Consider the following 18,009-nt stretch of genomic DNA (forward strand, 5'->3'; position numbering starts at 1 on the left):
AAAAGTGAGAGGATTCTACACCAAATGACACTTGATTCATCCGACCCTGTCTTCCAATAAGTCTCATTTATGAAAATTCAAGAATACGCTTTAACTCTTTGTGAGATTCATAGGACTTAAGCAGTTCTTCTTTCCTTTCCCTCCACTCTGCCTGCGATCCTTGGAAGATCGGTTTCTTTTCAGCAAAGAGAAGGAACTCATCACTCAGCGTTTTTAATTCATACCAGTCATGGCTGATATAAATGAGCGTCTTTCCATCTGCATGAAGCTGCCTTAACCATGATAGAATATCCTCCTTCGCTGCCAGATCAACGCCGGCCGTAGGCTCATCCAAAAGACAGATTCGAGGATTCCGCATCAGCCCGATGCATAAGTTTACTTTCCGTTTCCACCCCCCGGAAAGGCGATCCACCCGCTGCTGGTACACTTCGTCAAGCCGCAGCATTTCGATCATCGTCTGAAGAAAACCTTCATCTACTTTCCCCTTCTCCAGTTTTCTCCAAAAGGAAATCTGTTCTTTGACTGTCAATTCCTCATAGAGCGCAATGTCCTGTGGCACGTAACCAATATCTGCCCGGACACGGCGCACGGCCTTGTCATACGGTATGTCATCATAGAAGACTTTTCCTTTCGTAGGACGATCGAGGGATGCAACCAATTTTAGAAACGTGGACTTACCGGCACCGTTTGGACCAATGACACCGACGGAGCTTCCCTCTCGAATCGTCAGAGTAAACGGTTCAAGCACTTCTTTTCGCTTATATTTCTTGGAAACGTTTTGTAAATGAATCATGCCTGTACTCCCTTCCTACCATTTCTTCACGAGCCAGTAATGGGGCCACATATCGAGGTATCCGATTCCGGATACGGTGAGCATGAATGATGCGAGGGCAAGCAGCAGTAAGACAGGAATCGACCACCGTTTTCTCCCCGTCCCCATGAATAAACACCAGGTGATAAATAAAGTAACAGCGAATACAAGGATACTGCGGATGACCCATTCCTCGATTAACTCTTGAGGAGTAGCAGCGAAATAAAAGAGTCCGCAGATACTCAGAGCGAAGCTGCCGATTCCAACTAAACCGAACAATAGAAAATGATGAAAGAAATAGCGCGTCGTTGTCCCCTGCAGCAATCGGATACGATCAAGGCGTCCTTCTCGATCGTCAGCCAATATTGTTCGAAGGAAGAAGAGAGCAAGCATCCAGCTGTATAAGAAGAATAATTGGATAACCATCACCTGCCAGCCTTCCAGTTTAGGAGCTTCCATTGATGGATTTTCCGGGGATCGTTCCGTAAAGCGGACTTGGAACAAAGGCTCCGGTTCCCAGAACTCTTCCGAATAAGCAAACGCTTCTTCAAAGGATGCCGTGCCGTTCGCTGCCGAGACGTCCACCCCTGCTTTTGCATTGAGGGCAAGCCGCATAACTTGAGCTCCAACCGCCTCTTTAGCAAAAACGTCTAATAGTGATTCATCCGCCCGTATCCATGTGACGACATTGTCCACCTGCCCAAGCCGTATCGTATCTTCAAGGCCGCTTTCCAAAATAAAGGCAGCCTCCATGGTACCTTTCCTTACCGCTTTTTCTGCTTCTTCTTTCGTCATAGCAGTAAAACGGAGCCGTTCTGCCTCTTGAAGACGTTCGAGAATGATTCGTGAGTAGGAACTGTCATCCTCGTCAGCAATGGCTACCGGCACAGCCGTCTCTTCTGCTGTCCTTTCAAGCAATGGATATAAAATACATGTCGAAAGAAGTGGAAATAAGAAAAGCAGCAGAAAAAGAACCGGGCGCTTCTTCCATTTATTTAGATGTAAAGATAGATAAGTAAGCATCCCGCTTCTCCCTCCATAATGCAGCCGCCAAGCCAAGAATGTTCAAACCTACGCCCCACAAAGCCAAGCCTGTCAGATGTCCCCGTTCCTCCTCATCGAGCAGAGCTGATTGAAAGACATCATAACTTAATTGATAAGGATTCCAGTTCTGGGACAGCCACTCAGGTAAATAAATTCTCGGCACCCATGCCCCAGCACTTAAAAGACCGATAATGGATATAACAAATAAGATTAAGAACCTCATGCCTGCCGGGATTTGTAGGGAGAAAAGGAGAACGGCAAAGGCAGACATCCACAATGCGGCAAGCAGAAGCCCAAGATGAAGGGTAGCAGACTGCACCAATGCAGCATCTGTGCGGGAAGTGATTGCAACGAGCAGCTCCAACATTCCAAATGTTACAAGGCCCCATTTCCACTGCTTTGCCATGACCCAATGGACAAAGGTGATATCAGCCATCCGCCACCTCATCAGAATGGACCCTGTTTCCCTGTTTCCGTCGAGCATCTGATAACAAACGAGAAAAAGGAAGATGAACGTCATCATAACAGCGAGATACGCATGCCTCTCCCATCCGATACCGGCTCCTGAAACCACCATCTCTTCCTCAAAAACATCGTTCCGGTCCAGTGCGAATAAACTATAAGTTATGATGACCTCCTGAAGCCGCCTGTTTCTTTCCCCTTCAGGCATTTCGCGGATACTTAAATCATAAACAGCATTAACAGCACTCTGGGATGCCGATATGTAGTCGGCTCCACTATCCAGAAGTACTTGAAGCATCGTTGCATCCACAGGATCGTCTTCATTCGTCATGACAACGATTGGATCATTCTCACCGTTCATCAGACTGCTCGTAAATCCTTCCGGAATCATCATGACACCGGCAAGCTCCCCTTGTTCAAAAGCCGCTTCTGCCTCTTTCGCATCCATCGGGGTAAGCGTCAATGCCTGACTCAGCCGCTTCTCTTCTGAAAGCTGATTGATAAGTGCTTTTGTCTGGAACGTATCGTCCTCATCAACCACCGCCGCCCGTACAGGCTCTGCGCCTTCTTCTACGAAACTTTGAAGCATCAATGCTACGAGTACGATCAATAGTAAGGGAATAGCAATAGATAAAAAAAGAGGGGCAGGCCGTTTGACGGCTGCCCTCATTTCATAACGCAATAACGAGAACCCATTCATACGACCTGCCTCCTTTTCTCATTCAGGGTGTTCATCGGATTAGAAACCTGCACCGAAACCGCCCATAATGGAGTTAAGATGTTCCTGGAAGTTCATTTGAACTTCTTGACCAATCTGCATCATTTCCTCATCAGAAACGTCCATAAGCTGAACTGTGTTGTTCTCTTCCAGTGCCGGGAACTCAAGGTCATCCGTAAACGTCAAGTTGTTGTCGAAATTGAACTCAATGTCTGCAGACATATTGCCCATCGCAGGATCATCCATGCTCAGATTCAAACCGAAATCTGTTTTCTGGTTGACTTTATTGTCGCCGTCTTCCTTGGAAGTCGTGTTAATAAATCCAGAAATCGCCGGCATTGCCTGCTGTTCGAAAGCTTCTCCGCCAAGTTTCAGTTCGAAGTCTGACTTAGAACCTTCGTTCGTATAGTCCGTGTTCAAAAGAAGGTCGGCTGTAAAGTTATCCTGCTCGAAGTCTGATTTCACTCCGATTGTATAATCAACGTGAAGTCCTTTATCTTTCTCTTCACCTTTCTCTTCATACTTAACAGCAATGCTCTCGTCTTTACTGTCAGGGGAAAGGTTAACATCAAAGGTAGACGTGTACTTATCTTCGCCATCCTTCATGTAGTCGTTAGAGATTGCAACCTTAATTGTTTCGTCCGTATCATCAGCAATGTTCATTGTCCAAGTCTGGTGGGCTACTAAATCGTCCTTGATGTAGGCTTCACCAGTGATTCCACCAGGGATTTTAACTTTGTCGATATTTTCGATTGCTTTATCAAGCTCTGCCTGAAGGTCTTCCATTTGAACTCCTTCGACATTTCCTTGAAGCGCTGCCTGCTGTTCCAGCGTATCCTGGATGCGCTCATCTTCTTTCACTTTCTCAAGAAGGGTAACAAGCATCTGCTTCGCTTCTTTTTCACTGATTTCAATCGTTACTTTATCATATTTCTCGCCTTCATATTCTTCGCCTTCAGAAAGCGTGAACTGATCCTGCTTCAACTCTTTACCCAAAGCTACTGCATACTCTGTCAACATTTCTTTCGCTTCTTCCTGCGTCATTTGAGACTGCGCATATTCAGCGAAATTAGGGAGTTCTTCCAAACCTTCGGAAGATCCTGTGTATTTGGTAAGGACATCACCAAGCTGATCGTTGCCGAATGCAAAATACTTATCATATACAAATGGAGCCTGTGCAGCGAAAGTATCTTCGCTCTGATAGAAGTTACCATTTGCCAAACTGCTTCCCTGCATCTGCAGATCCATGCCTCCGTAAAGTTCCTTTGTTTCAGGATTGTACTTGCTGTCGAGATTCAACTGTACGGTTGAAAGTACCCCTTGAATCATCGCTACTTCAGGGAAGACCTGTTGAACCTGGTCTCCTTGGAAATTCATATCCATTGTCACTGTGCCTTCCGACTTATACGCTTCTTTCATTTGACGGTCTGCAAGTTCCATCTGGTCTTCTGTGTATTCAGCCATGCGTTCTGTCTGCTCATCGATCGTATTCTTCTGAGCATCCATGTACATAACCATAGGATTGTTCTCTTTAAGTAATGCAAAAGCCGTTCCTCCGATTGCTGCAATAACTACGACTGTCAGGATGATAATTAACCACTTATTCATCCCTTTTTTCTTTGGTTGTTCGCTCATGTACCTCTCCCTTTCTTCTTTTTAATACCATTTCTGACTATACTTACGTGAGTCGTTTGAGAAAAGTTTCAAGAAATGTCCATATTTCTTGAAAAACCTTCCTCATTATACACCGATATATACCCCATTCCTACACATAATCGGCAAAAAAATACAAAAAATATGCCTGGATTATCCAACTAAATATCTATTCAGCATATTTTGGACCGGAGGGACTGGAAAAGTCAGCACGTATTTATCCTATCGGAGGGCAGCTGAGCTTATGACCATTATTATACAATTGATGTTGGAGAGTTATATTGAAGGATTGAAGGAGGAAAGGGAGACACAGTCAGACAGTATCTCCCACAAATAAAAGAAAGTAAAGATCAGCTGGAAGGTTCCTCATCCACATTAATTTGGAATGTGATGCCGAACTTGTCCTTTACCTGCCCGTAGACCGGACTCCAATCCGTCTTCTGCAGAGGCATGATGGTCTCCCCTTCCGCCGCAAGCGCGTCGAAGATATGCTGCGCCGTCTCCTCATCATCAGGAAGAATGGCCAATTGGACGTTTTCTCCCTGTTTTAAAGACATGCCGGGATACGAATCTGAAAACATGATGTCTGCCTCTCCTGCTTTCAATTGTGCATGCATAATCCGGTCTTTCATTTCGTCCGGCAGTGGATGATCAGGGTTTTCAGGCATGTCCTTGAACTTCATGATTCCTGTTATACGGCCCTGGAGTGCTTCTTCATAAAAAGCCAGTGCCTCTCTTGCATTCCCGTCGAACACTAAATAAGGGGTCAATTTGATAGACATTTCAACCACTCCTTCTTCAATTTTTAAGAACGTATGTTCCTATTAAGGATACACCAAGAAAAGACGGGACGCCACCTATATTTTGATTATTCCGAAAATATTGTTCCTTTTTTCGCCTTGGGTTTATAACACTCGAAATCCCTTTGTCTATCTAAATTTTTCCACTCCCACTTGCAAACACCCCTTCTGACAGGGACTATTTCTATACGGCCTTCCGCTATTTCCAAAATAGATTGACAACCTTATAGAAAGCATGATAAAAATGATAACAACCAATAAACATGCAGAACGGCTTTGAAAGAAATACAGTAGCGACTTTTTCCCTGTCACAGAGAACCGGTGGTTGGTGGGAACCGGCACACAAAAGGTACGTGAATTTCATTTCTGGAGCTTTTTTTGCCTTCGGGCAGAAGACGGTGACGACCGTTATACGTTTGAGTGATGGGGATTTTTTGTCTCCATAACCAGGGTGGTACCGCGATAAAAAATCGTCCCTACGGCATGTAGGGGCGATTTTTTATTGTTTTTTCGGAGGAAGACTTTAGTGGTTCTCTGCGCCAAAGAGTCTTTCAATTTCATTGGAAAAGGAGCTTAGTCACTATGAAACAACAAGAGCAATGGACATCCAAGCTCGGCTTCATTCTTGCAGCCGCAGGATCCGCTATCGGACTGGGTGCAATATGGAAATTCCCGTATATTGCCGGTCAAAATGGAGGAGGAGCATTCTTTCTTCTCTTCATCTTATTTACTTTGTTTCTCGGGCTTCCGCTGCTTCTGGCGGAATTCTCCATTGGACGTACATCCCAGAAAGACGCCATTGCATCCTATAAAGAAATCGCCCCCCGGACGAAGTGGCATTGGGTAGGTATTCTCGGAATGATTACTTCATTCCTGCTTTTATCCTTCTATAGTGTCATCGGCGGCTGGATTGTGGCTTATTTATACAAAGTCATCACGGGCCAACTCAATGATTTGTCCTCAACCGATTACGCGGATGTTTTCGGGAGCACCATTTCCAATCCCGGAATCAGCCTGCTCGTCCAGTTTATCTTTATGATCCTTACGATTCTAGTAGTAGCCCGAGGCGTTCAAAAGGGTATTGAGCAAGCCAGTAAAATTATGATGCCGGTCTTATTCTTACTATTTATCCTGCTTGTCATCCGTGCTGTGACGCTCGACGGAGCTGTGGAAGGAATCACGTTCCTGCTGCAGCCGGATTTCAGCAAAGTAACATCACAAACCGTTCTGGAAGCAATGGGGCAGTCCTTCTTCACTCTTAGTGTCGGCGTGTCCGTCATGGTGACGTACAGCTCTTACCTGCCAAAATCAGAAAGTCTTCCTAGAGCGGCCTTTTCCATCGGTGGAATGAACATCTTCATCGTATTGTTGGCGGGGCTTGCTATTTTCCCTGCTGTCTTCGCCTTCGGACTTGAACCGGATGCTGGGCCTGTGTTGCTATTCCAGGTACTCCCGACGATCTTCAGCCAGCTTCCTTTCGGCATGGTATTCTTCGGGGCATTCCTGCTTTTGTTCCTATTCGCAGCTTTGACCTCTGCCTTCTCGATGCTTGAGATCATCGTTTCCGTCCTATCAAAAGGAGACACTCGGAAAAGGAAAAAATGGGCCTGGATCATCGGACTTGCGATCTTTATCGTCGGTACGCCGTCCACACTTTCCTACGGCTTACTCGCAGACTATACGCTGTTCGGCCGTACGTTCTTCGACAACATGGATTACGCCGTCAGTAACGTCCTGTTCCCGATTGGTTCCCTGTTGATTGCCCTGTTTGTCGCAAATAAAATGAAGAAAAGCGCTTTATATGAAGAACTCAGTCATGGCAGCAGTCTGAAAAAAGGGTTGTTCAATGTGTGGTTCATCCTGCTTCGCTATGTCGCACCCTTACTAATCATCATCGTTATGCTTGATGTGATCGGAGTTATCTAAAAAACTTATCCGGTTGAGAAAAGAGTTGTAAGCTCGAATTACCTCGATGTGATTATGGAAGCCCCATTACGGCAAGGGGCGGAGAGAAACAGGCAGCGTCCAACGGCGGAATAATGCAGCGATGAGGACGCTCACCTGCCGCCCCGTGGAAGGCGTCCCGTTTTAAACACTTCCGCTACCTATGAAATGTATTACTTCACCAAGTTGAAAGAACAGAGGGATACCCCCCTCTGTTCTTTTTTTATAAAATCATGAAAGATCCCTTCTTTTATTTTCCAGATAATTGAGGTACCATGAGGTAGAAAACCAAGGAACGGAGTGATTACGAGTGACTAAACGATTCATGCTTTTCAATACTATTTTTCACGGAATCATCCTTGTGCTGGCCTTTTTCATCGTCACGGTTTATGCCCTCGATGGCTTCCAAGTCTTCTATATGGCGATTGGAACACTGATTGCAGCTAACAGCATTTTCCGTATTTTCAAAGGGATGAAGCACCTGCGTTTACGAAAGGACCAAGCAGTGTGAAAAGAAGCCTCTATACTTTGGAGGCTTCTTTTCATAAAAGTAAACAGGAACCGTGCAATAGTCATGATAAAGACATATGTTATCGTCCAATTTGTGAAATGGTGAACAAAGTTATAGCCCTCCATCCTTCTCCAGCTTATACTGTAAGTGAAAGGAAGAGCTCTTATCCATTATCATGTGAAGTGGTGAACAAACTAAAAGGAGTGAGAAAAATGGTTAATGATCTTTTGCGGAATAACAAGGTTGCTGCTGGTGTGTTGACGTTCGTACGGTTGTATCTTGGGTATGTGTGGCTGACTTCCGGTATTGGAAAATTAACAGGAGGCTTCGAAGTTCAGGGGTTTCTGCAAGGGGCGATCGGCAAAGCGGAAGGGGCGCATCCAGCTGTCCAAAGCTGGTGGGCCGTATTTCTTGAACAAGTGGCACTTCCAAACCACGAACTGTTCGCCTTCCTCGTCATGTGGGGCGAAGTTCTCGTAGGTCTGGCATTGATACTCGGCTTATTTACGAACCTTGCCGCTCTTGGCGGAATCATGATGAACTTCAGCTTCCTGTTAAGCGGAACGACAAGCACCAATCCGCAAATGGCGATATTAACCATATTCCTCCTCGTCGCAGGTGCGAACGCAGGACGTTACGGCCTCGACCGCTGGGTGCTCCCATATTTGATGAAGAAAACAGAACAGAAGCGGCATAAACGAGTGCTTGCTCATACGTAAAAAAAAAAGGACTTCCTTAATTGGAAGTCCTTTCTTCGTTATGCTGTTTTCATTTGATCTTCTTTCTCCAGCTCTTCCAAGTTCATCAGTTTCTGAATCTGCTTGGTCAATGCGAGAAGAATGAAGCCGAGAACGATGGCAGCCAGACCGATATAAACATAGATCTCCAGGTAACCTGCCTCTGTCGTCCATGATGCAACGACACCGGCAAGCTTGTTGGATGCTGCGTTACTTAAGAACCATACGCCCATTAACACAGAGGCGAACTTGACAGGGGACATTTTCGTAACCATCGACAAGCCGATTGGTGACAGACAAAGCTCTCCTATCGTATGAAGCAGGTACGTGATCACCATGAAGCCAGCGCTTACTTTCATCGTTACATTATCCGGATCACTGCCTGTGGCCATTACTGCAGGGATCAAGACCATGAAACCAAGTCCTAACAGAATGAGGCCGAACGCCATTTTTGTCGGTACACTGAAATCCCCACGCTTCGTTTTCGTCAGTTTCAACCATATAGCTGACACGACTGGAGCAAACAGCAGGATGAACAGCGGGTTCAAAGACTGGAACCAGGATACAGGAATTTCATAACCGAAAATGGTACGGTCGATGAAATCTCGTGTGTATAACGTGAACGATGCACCTGCCTGTTCGAATCCTACCCAGAACATGATGACAAACACAGCGAGAATCAATATGACCAACGTCCGCTGTTTCTCTTGTTTCGTAAGCGGCTTCGCCTTCTCTTTTTTTACGGGAGCCGCCTTCGTACGGGCAGGCTTCGTACCGATATCACCCAAGTATTTCTTAGAAAGTGCATTAAAAAGAACCTGACCGATGATCATACCGAGAGAAGATGCAAGGAATGCGAATTTGAAACCGAAGTGCTCTACTCCATTTACGGTGGAGTAAAAAATATCCTGATAAAGGAGACCCGCAATCAATGGTGAGAAGAAAGCACCAAGATTGATTCCCATATAGAAGATGGTGAATGCAGAGTCTTTCCTTGAATCATTCTTATCATAGAGCTCACCCACGAGGGTGGAAATATTCGGTTTAAAGAAACCGTTACCTATAATTAATAGAAGCAAGCCTAAGTATAATCCCCATTGCTCTTGCACGAGGAACAGCGTAAAGTCACCAAGGGCCATTGTAATACCACCAATGGTGATCCCTGTCCGCAATCCCATGAACTTGTCCGTCAGCCAGCCGCCGATCATCGGAGTCAAGTAAACGAGACCGATATAGTTACCATATAGAACAAGCGCTTGGCTGTCACTCATTCCAAGACCGCCGCTTACCAGCTCAGCCGTCAAGTATAGAACAAGGAAGGAACGAATGCCGTAATAACTGTAGCGTTCCCACATTTCCGTAATGAAGAGCAGGAATAAACCAGGCGGATGTTTTCCATTACCTTGTTTCGGTGCGTTATCAATAGTTGCCTGCACTATTATTCCCTCCATTTGTAAAAGTGTGTTAGTTTTTAGAAATTTCATTATAAATCAAAATTCGACATATGTAAGTAATAAATGAAAAAGTCTTTATTTTACTATAATTAAAATTTTTTAGATAATAATAGCGGGATGTTGATATATCAATTGTTATAAACACACAAAAAGGTAGATTCCTCCATAATTTTTTCATTGGAATTTTTCGAAACACGAAACAGTTATCCTTTTTACGCGTTTCCTCTTATCCAAAGTCCACATCTCTACATTTCCCGGGAAATGATGGATCGTGTCAGCTGTATTCCCAATAGGGACACGGTCCATACAAAAAACGTCCTTTTCCTCATGAATAAGGAAAAGGACGTCGAAAAAGTCAGATTAATCATAAGTTACTACTTCAATCGCAGCTTTTACCGCTGCTGCCAAGTCTTCCAGAGACCAGCTCGGGAGATTTCCGTGTCGAACGGCTAATTCATGTGACGCGGGAATATGTATGAATCCTGATGGTGTACTTCGATTCTGTTGTCGGAAATAATAGAGCACCTGGTACATCACATGGTTACATAAGTAAGTCCCTGCTGTGTTAGATATTTCCGACGGAAAACCGTTCTTTTTTATGACTTGAACCATCTCTTTCACTGGAAGCGTGGAGAAGATTCCGTCCGGACCCTGAGAATAAATCTTTTCTCCTTCGGATGTATTTCCCTCATTGTCCTTCTCGCTGCTTTCATTCCAGTTGACAGCGACTCGCTCCGGGGTCACTTTGTCACGTCCTCCTGCCAAACCGAGGGAAATAACTGCATCCGGTTGAACGCGGTCTATATGCTTCTTTATTTCCTTTCCTGACCGGTTAAAATCTACAGGAAGGATTTCTCCTTCTATTCTATATCCATTCATCTCGCTTCCTTTAAGTTCTTCCACGATCTGCTGCGTGGGATTGATTGGAAAATGGAGAAATGGTTCAAACCCTGTTAGTAATAGTTTTTTCAAAAGATCAGCTCCCTAAAAAATAGAACTCCCCGTTAAGGGAGTTCCGAGTTCTTGACGTTATGAAAATATATGATCGATCTTGGAAATATCATCATCCGTCAAGGAGACTTCCAACGTCTTCAAGTTATCAATGACCTGGGATGCACGTTTTGCACCAGGTATAACGGCGTCGATGGACGGCTGATTCAAATACCAGGCGAGAACAATATGTGGAATTTCCACACCCTTCTGCTCAGCGATCGGGCGGAGCTGCTCAACTTTGGCGAGGTTCTGTTTAAATGCTTCTCCCTGGAAAAGCGGATCCTTCGCACGCAGGTCATTGAATGTCGTATTTTCATCATACTTACCTGCAAGCAGTCCGGATGCGAATGGGAAATAAGGCACAAAGGAAATTTGGTTGTCTGCTGTGTAAGGCAGCATATCCTTTTCTGCTTCGCGTTTAAACAGGTTGTATTCACCCTGAATGACGTCAACATAGCCGTCTTTATTGGCTTCTTTCAGTTGTTCGACAGAGAAGTTGGAAACTCCGATCGAGCGGATTTTCCCTTGATCTTTCAAATCTTTCAACATACCGACTGCTTCATCCTTCGGTGTATCTTCATCAGGGAAGTGAATGTAGAAGAGGTCGATATAATCGGTATCCAGACGCTTCAAGCTTCCTTCGACCGCTTGTTTTAGAAATTCAGGCCGGTTGTTTATGACCACATCGTCCCCTTTGAATTCGTGGGCGCCTTTTGTCGCAAGGATGATCTCTTCACGCTTGTATTCTTTCATGACCTGCCCGACAAGCTCTTCTGAACGCTCCGGCCCATAAATGAAGGCTGTATCAAGAAAGTTCATCCCTTGGTTAATCGCTGTACGGACGACATCCTTCCCCTGCTCTTCATCAAGGTTCGGGTAGAGGTTATGTCCGCCGACAGCATTCGTTCCAAGGCCGATCGGATTGATGTGCAAGTCAGATTTACCTAAACGGATAGATTTGTCCATAACTATTCATCTCCCTTATTATCACTACTCTCCTATTATGTACCACGAAGAAAGCGATGAAAAACCATCTGCACCGGTCCTATTTAGAGGGGGTTGTAACTCCCGTCCGGCTCGACCAGAAGCTGTGTCCATTTCGGCTTTCCTGCTTAACCACGTACATCGCCTCGTCCGCCTTCGCTATCAACACTTCCAACTCATCTCCATGCTCCGGAAAGCAGCTGATGCCGAGACTGAAGCGTACAGGAATGTCTATGGTTCCATAGTGAAAGACGCGCTGTCTTATTTCTTTCGTCAAGAAGGTAACTCTCGACTCCAGTTCTTCGCGATTTTCATAATGAATCATTCCGTAAAATTCATCCCCGCCGACGCGGGCAGCAAATCCGTCTGGTGGGATGAATTCTGTCAGGCTGTCGGCGATATGAACGAGAAAATCATCGCCTACTTGGTGGCCGTAAGTATCATTAATGGTTTTAAATCCGTCCAGATCGAAAACGAGAAGGGCCATATTTTCTTTCCGTGCGAGCGCTCCCTCTGCTTTCTCATAAAATCGGCGGCGGTTCGGGAGTTTTGTGAGCGGGTCATGGTAGGCGAGAAACTCGGCGGTAGATCGGGCTTCTTTCATCATATGGATATCCCGTATGATAAGCATCAGATAGATACGCTGGTCGATCAGCAGGAAATCACCGTCGATAAGAACGAATCGTTCCCGGCCATCGGCCGTGACGATTTTAGATTCGAGTCCGGAGAATTTCCCTCCCGTCTCAAAAGCCTCATCCAAGGCGGACATTGTCGCCTCCTTGAAGGATTCAGCAAGGGAATCGGTCAGATTGTGTCCGGTAAGTTTTACATAGCGGAGCAGTTTGTTCGTCGCCGGATTCGCACTGTCGATCCTTCCCTTTCTATCTATTAAAAGGATGGACGATGGATTTAGATCATATAAGATGGAGAATCTTCTACTGTAAGAAGCAAGGAAATCGAACTTTTTCATGGCAATATTTAATGCAAAAGCCCAGATAATACCGCCATAGATATATGGATACGGCGGCAGGAAGCCTCGGATCTCCAAATATCCGAAGATGACATCCCAGATAAGAACAAGTCCGGCTACGATCATCAACGTTTTCAATACACGTTTTTGAACAGGTACCCTGGCTGTTTTATAGAGGTACACGAGCAGGAGTACAATACCGAAGTGAAAGACGTTCCCGATGGTCATCGTCATCAGGTATTCCGTATTGTACTCAGGGTAGTGGAACAAACCGACGTGTTCAAATGCCGCACTATTCGTCAGATTCGTCTGCAGCAGCAGGGTCAGAAGCACCGGGACGGCAGGGACGTAAAAGATCCAAGGATACAAATAAGCAGCCATTCGTTTATAAAGGTGGGTAACCTTGAAGATAAAATGAAGAGATAGCGATAATAGAAGCAGACCTGCGTTTCCGAACAGGTAAGTGGTGATGAATGGACTGTAGGAAATATCGACCTGGTTGCGGATGAATTCGAAGAAGAACAATGTTCCGTATAAGAAAATGTAGCTTCCGAGAAGGATATGTTCGGTGCTTCTCCGGTTCCTCCCCCATACATCGAGAGCTAAATGGAACATCATTCCTGCGGGCAGAAGATATAGGCAGATATAGATCAATAGTTCCTGCATGGAAAACCCCTCCCTGTATGTACGGCTTTCCATTATAATCTCACAGCGCGCGTGTCGAATCCAGTAGAATCTTTAGAAAAGAAAAAACCGGACCAGGTAGGATGGTCCGGCATTACTCTATATTCACGCACCGCTTGGTACGAGCGTTCTCTTTTCTTCTTTCTCTAGTTCCCTTTTCAACACGGACACTTTCAGGCGTTCATGCTCCAACTGTTCCTGGAGCCTCTTGTTTTCCTTCACCAGAAAATCCCTTTGGTCCAACACACGGATCATATCTTCCCTCATTTTGTTTCCCCTCTTTCTAATTATTCACCAATGACGTACGGACACTCATCTTAGAATTTCTCAGAAAACCTGTCTGTCTCTTCGCCGAGGGTTATCTATGTTTTGCCTCTGTTAAGATTATGTTGAAAAACAGCGAAATTTGCAACTGATACGGTAATGAAACAGCACATTGATTGGTTCCTATCTACCAATGTATCCAAAATCTCCAGCTGCTAAACTAGTAATTTCTGTAAATAATTAATAGAAAAGCATGGACAGCAGGGAAACTCCTATCCCGACAAAGCCGAGACCGATCGTATAGGGCAGATTCCGAAGCACAATCTGATATGGATTCCGCTTCAAGGCGACGGATGTGATCGTGACAATAAGTCCATAAGGTGCAGACGGGACGGTCGCGATGGCACAGCTGGAGAGGAGAATGACGAGCGTGACCGGAGGGAACGCTCCCAGCAGGAGTCCGCTTATTCCACCGAAAATCCCCATCGTTGCAATCGGGTGAACACCAAGCAGTGTGATGAAGAGGAATGCCGCCTGTATGAAGAACATAATCAGAATCGGCCGGCCTTCCAAAGCAATGATCGGATCCTGTATGTATTGCAGGTAAGGCGATGCCGTCAGCGTCTCTGTTAAAAAGGACAGCGTAACAAGCAGAACGATAAAATTGTCGAGCCTGTTCGTATTCCACTTCCACGTCGGCCATCCGATGTGGAAGAAACTCCTTCTTCTATGGATCACCACTGCCCATAAAAACGCGAAAGGAAAGATGGAAATCGTCACAGAGAACAGGAAATCGAGTTGGATGACATTGCCTAGGAAAACGACGACTCCTAGAAACAGGGCCAGGGCGGCTATGAACTGAAAGAATTTCTTTTTATCCATCGGAATGTTCTTGGCCGTATCTTCTTCCGGTAAGGATTCGTTCCGGAACAAGAACCTCGCAAACGCCGAATCGAGCAGGATCCCTATAATAGAAATCGCGATCATCCACGGCAGGACTGCCAGATAATTGGCTCCTGTTATGAAAATAGCGGTTGCCAATAGAATCTCAAGCGGACTCCATAACAGGGCGAGAGAATAGCCTCTCAACGTCACCATCGCTACAAAATTATTACGTACGTTCGCAGGGACGTTTTTCAACTTTTCTTTCAACAAATCCTGGGAAACGGTCGCAGAGGATAAGTTCAGGAAAGCAGCAAGCGACACCATTGTCAGCTCACTGCGTCCGTAAAGCTTACTGAGACGACGGTCTTTGTTTCCAATCAAAGACTTCAACAGTGTATTGTAGCGACCTGCCTTCACGGCGCTGTTCATCCAGGGAAGCATGGAGACGAGGAACAGAAGGCTGATATTTCCTGCAAAAGCATCCGGAATATCCCGAAGGCCCGCATCGCTTGAAAAGTAGAAAAAGGTACCGGCTGCAATCAGAACGGTACCAAGAACCTTGAAAACCTTATCAGCACGTGGAAAGCTGATGGCAATCATGATGATCGCAAGGATACCGATTCCTGTGTAAAGTACGGCATTCTGCCAGAATACGTGGATGATATTCAAAAGGAAGACAAATGAATAGAATAGATACAAGTAGTTGGTTAGCTGCGGCATAGTACATCTCCTAACTGGATGGCTTGCTAAAGTCATTAATGCCCTCATACTAAACATTCGTGGAAATTATTTCAATGCTGACGGCTCGTTTGTTGACGAATAGCAGCAGAAAAAGGCCGGTGTCTATATGCACCGACCTACTTCGTCCCCTCTGAACCGAATCCAGTTACAGTGATATCTACATCGAACGTGACATCCGCTTCTGCGAACAGCTCATCCCATTCTCCTTTTACCCGTTCCCATTCTTTCGGATAGGCAATCCGGAAACGTTCGTGGAAACCGACGACATCCGCTGCGTATTCCTCCTGAATCTTCTTCATCACATCTTCCATCATCCTGGTCACTTCTTTAGAGGTCTCCTTTTCTACTTTTTCAAGCTGGGCAGATTCGAAAGAGTCTCCTTCCTGCGACCAATCTTCGGTGATCCAACCGGATGAGGTAACGTTCACCTGGAAGGAGAGTGTTCCACCGCTCCATTTAGGTATTACCTTCGTATCCAACGTCTGAAGCTCGTACACGGTGACGACCCCATCGTCATTTTTCATCTTTACAACCCCGCCGGTTGCCTGTCCTTTAATCCAATTCACACCTTCCACATCTGACTGATCGAGATGGCCTGCGTATTTCTGTGTCCTTCCTTTAATAATACCTGCTCCATTCAGCTTGATATCATTGTTCACAAGTTCTACATTCGGCATCAGAAAACTGGATTTGGTTGACAAGTAGGTGACGGCATCACCAAGACGGACCGAAGGAAGAAGTCCGGTCGTCCGCGTATGGTTGTTCGTCAATTCCCTTAGATAAGTACTTGGTATATCTGCATTCCCTTCCACAGACAATACCTCTTTCCCCGACTCCCTGGTCAGGAACATCCGCGGACTCATCCTGGAAACGTTATCCCTCGTCACTTGGTTAAGAATCGATGACATCGGGTAATCCTCAAGCAGGTTTTCCTGCAGGATGATGACCTTTAGATGGTTTGTATATAAAGGATTCGGTTCTTCCATGGCCAATTCACGGATAATCTCGTGTATGGAATCTCCTGTTAACGTGAAATTATGAAAGGGCGGCAAATTGGAAGGACCGACGTTTTCATTTTGTAAAGTTGCCAGTTGGCCGGTGTATTCAATCGGATTCTCTTCATCTTCGGATTTATCGAAAGCAGCTCCAAGAATGAATGACAGCTCTTCAATATCTTTGTTATCCCAGCACCCAGTCAGCACAATGAAAGCTAGAAGTATAGACAAAAGACGATAGGTGGTCTTCATCTCATCCGCTTCCCTTCTGCTTTCTGATAACAGCAATCCCCAAAAGTAAAGCTGGAATAGCCATCGAGAAAACAATGCTCGAATAGCCTATGTAATCCCCCATCACAGCCATCTGATTATAATCTTCCGGAATCAGCGCAATCAAATAAACGACCGGGAGCAGAAGATAGCAAACCTTCTTATATTTGGTTTTAAATGTGAACGCCAGGCCGGTTGCGGCTATATAGTGACAGGCGATATACGTCGCAAAGATTTGAATCAACCAGACGACGAGAAAGACGGCGTCGAATCGCTCGAAGAACACCCCTGTATATTCGTACTGCTGAATTAAAGAAAACGTGGGCCATGTATCGATTTTTGTTCGATCGATAGACAGCGCACCGACAACGACGACGACCGTGACTAAATAAAGAAGAACCGTCACGCCGACACCCCAGCCGACGACCTGGAACGCTTTCTTCGGCATCTTCATGAGAGCAATCCAAACGAGCATGAATTCCACACCGCTGAACGTCAACAGCGTCGGGGATATACCTTCCAGCACAGGACCGATTCCCTGTCCGAGAACAGGGCGTAAGTTGTCGATATGGAATATCTTCAGACCGAGCAAGATGATCATAAGAAAGAAGAAAATGGATACAGGATAGAGAAACTCGAACATCCGCGCAATGGGATTGATTCCTCCGACCGACAAATAAATACCGACAAGCAGCATGCTGATCATAATGACGGACAACGGTGTATCTTCAAGCAGGTAGAATTGCGTAAGCTCCGCCATCGCACGTATTTCATAAGCAGCCAGAGTAATCGTATAGGAAATAAATAAAAGACTGATGAGTGTTCCGATGAACCTGCCCGTAATGATTTGATTGTACTGAAAGAAATGCTTTTCTGGAAAACGCAGACTGAGGACAATGATCAAAAATCCGGCGCCCAGAGTAATACCTCCACCAATCAAGATCGGTATCCACACATCCGGCGTATTCACTTTCTCCGCCAATGCCCGGGGCAGCGTGAAAATACCGACAGCAACAAGCATCGAGCCGAGCAGCGCAATAGTCTGAGGTGTCGTTAATTTATCTGAACCTGTATTCATAGACCCGTACT

The 18,009-nt window shown here is 45.5% G+C and carries 16 protein-coding genes and 1 other annotated feature; of the genes, 3 read left to right on the forward strand and 13 right to left on the reverse strand.

What is annotated here, in order from left to right; genetic code table 11:
* Positions 1-67: 67 nt before the first annotated feature.
* From AXG56_RS10760 to AXG56_RS10780, 5 genes are all read right to left on the reverse strand, one after another.
* Complete coding sequence (locus AXG56_RS10760) at positions 68-793, reverse strand: ABC transporter ATP-binding protein (protein ID WP_062514415.1); 726 nt, start codon at positions 791-793, stop codon at positions 68-70.
* A 15-nt stretch (positions 794-808) separates the two neighbouring features.
* Positions 809-1,834: an ABC transporter permease gene (locus tag AXG56_RS10765; RefSeq protein ID WP_062514417.1), complete on the reverse strand. Its 1,026-nt coding sequence runs from the start codon at positions 1,832-1,834 to the stop codon at positions 809-811.
* Positions 1,803-3,017, reverse strand: a complete 1,215-nt coding sequence (locus AXG56_RS10770; protein ID WP_062514419.1) for an ABC transporter permease — start codon at positions 3,015-3,017, stop codon at positions 1,803-1,805. Before AXG56_RS10770 ends, AXG56_RS10765 begins: the two co-directional genes overlap by 32 nt.
* Positions 3,018-3,056: 39 nt before the next feature.
* A complete protein-coding gene (locus tag AXG56_RS10775; protein ID WP_008638692.1) occupies positions 3,057-4,670 on the reverse strand; it encodes a DUF6583 family protein in 1,614 nt (537 codons plus the stop codon).
* A gap of 368 nt (positions 4,671-5,038) precedes the next feature.
* Entirely contained in the window at positions 5,039-5,470 is a 432-nt protein-coding gene (locus AXG56_RS10780) for a VOC family protein (RefSeq protein ID WP_062514421.1), read from the reverse strand.
* A gap of 285 nt (positions 5,471-5,755) precedes the next feature.
* Positions 5,756-5,969: a binding site (T-box leader), on the forward strand.
* 101 nt (positions 5,970-6,070) lie between these two features.
* Between AXG56_RS10780 and AXG56_RS10785 the strand changes: the two genes are divergently transcribed.
* The 3 genes from AXG56_RS10785 (at position 6,071) to AXG56_RS10795 (ending at position 8,662) form a co-directional block, all read left to right on the forward strand.
* Positions 6,071-7,414, forward strand: a complete 1,344-nt coding sequence (locus tag AXG56_RS10785; protein WP_062514423.1) for a sodium-dependent transporter — start codon at positions 6,071-6,073, stop codon at positions 7,412-7,414.
* A 328-nt stretch (positions 7,415-7,742) separates the two neighbouring features.
* Positions 7,743-7,943 carry a hypothetical protein gene (locus tag AXG56_RS10790; protein ID WP_008638683.1) on the forward strand — a complete coding sequence of 67 codons (201 nt, stop codon included), beginning with the start codon at positions 7,743-7,745 and terminating at the stop codon, positions 7,941-7,943.
* 212 nt (positions 7,944-8,155) lie between these two features.
* Positions 8,156-8,662 carry a DoxX family protein gene (locus AXG56_RS10795; RefSeq protein ID WP_062514425.1) on the forward strand — a complete coding sequence of 169 codons (507 nt, stop codon included), beginning with the start codon at positions 8,156-8,158 and terminating at the stop codon, positions 8,660-8,662.
* A gap of 38 nt (positions 8,663-8,700) precedes the next feature.
* Here AXG56_RS10795 and AXG56_RS10800 read toward each other — a convergent pair whose 3' ends face one another.
* The 8 genes from AXG56_RS10800 to AXG56_RS10830 form a co-directional block, all read right to left on the reverse strand.
* A complete protein-coding gene (locus tag AXG56_RS10800; RefSeq protein WP_051348920.1) occupies positions 8,701-10,131 on the reverse strand; it encodes a peptide MFS transporter in 1,431 nt (476 codons plus the stop codon).
* A 363-nt stretch (positions 10,132-10,494) separates the two neighbouring features.
* Positions 10,495-11,106, reverse strand: coding sequence for a pyroglutamyl-peptidase I (gene pcp, locus AXG56_RS10805; protein ID WP_026578118.1), 612 nt, complete (start codon positions 11,104-11,106; stop codon positions 10,495-10,497).
* A 57-nt stretch (positions 11,107-11,163) separates the two neighbouring features.
* Complete coding sequence (locus tag AXG56_RS10810) at positions 11,164-12,093, reverse strand: aldo/keto reductase (protein ID WP_062514427.1); 930 nt, start codon at positions 12,091-12,093, stop codon at positions 11,164-11,166.
* Positions 12,094-12,172: 79 nt separating this feature from the next.
* Positions 12,173-13,747: a sensor domain-containing diguanylate cyclase gene (locus AXG56_RS10815; protein WP_062514429.1), complete on the reverse strand. Its 1,575-nt coding sequence runs from the start codon at positions 13,745-13,747 to the stop codon at positions 12,173-12,175.
* A 123-nt stretch (positions 13,748-13,870) separates the two neighbouring features.
* On the reverse strand, positions 13,871-14,032 hold the full coding sequence (locus AXG56_RS19460; RefSeq protein WP_161484912.1) for a hypothetical protein: 162 nt from the start codon (positions 14,030-14,032) through the stop codon (positions 13,871-13,873).
* A 237-nt stretch (positions 14,033-14,269) separates the two neighbouring features.
* Positions 14,270-15,634: a hypothetical protein gene (locus tag AXG56_RS10820; RefSeq protein ID WP_026578117.1), complete on the reverse strand. Its 1,365-nt coding sequence runs from the start codon at positions 15,632-15,634 to the stop codon at positions 14,270-14,272.
* Between the two features lie 137 nt (positions 15,635-15,771).
* Complete coding sequence (locus AXG56_RS10825) at positions 15,772-16,902, reverse strand: Ger(x)C family spore germination protein (protein WP_062514431.1); 1,131 nt, start codon at positions 16,900-16,902, stop codon at positions 15,772-15,774.
* Between the two features lies 1 nt (position 16,903).
* On the reverse strand, positions 16,904-17,998 hold the full coding sequence (locus tag AXG56_RS10830) for a GerAB/ArcD/ProY family transporter (RefSeq protein ID WP_008633199.1): 1,095 nt from the start codon (positions 17,996-17,998) through the stop codon (positions 16,904-16,906).
* Positions 17,999-18,009 lie beyond the last annotated feature (11 nt).

Source organism: Halobacillus sp. KGW1 (genome assembly GCF_001592845.1).
In the GTDB taxonomy this organism is placed as follows: domain Bacteria; phylum Bacillota; class Bacilli; order Bacillales; family Halobacillaceae; genus Halobacillus.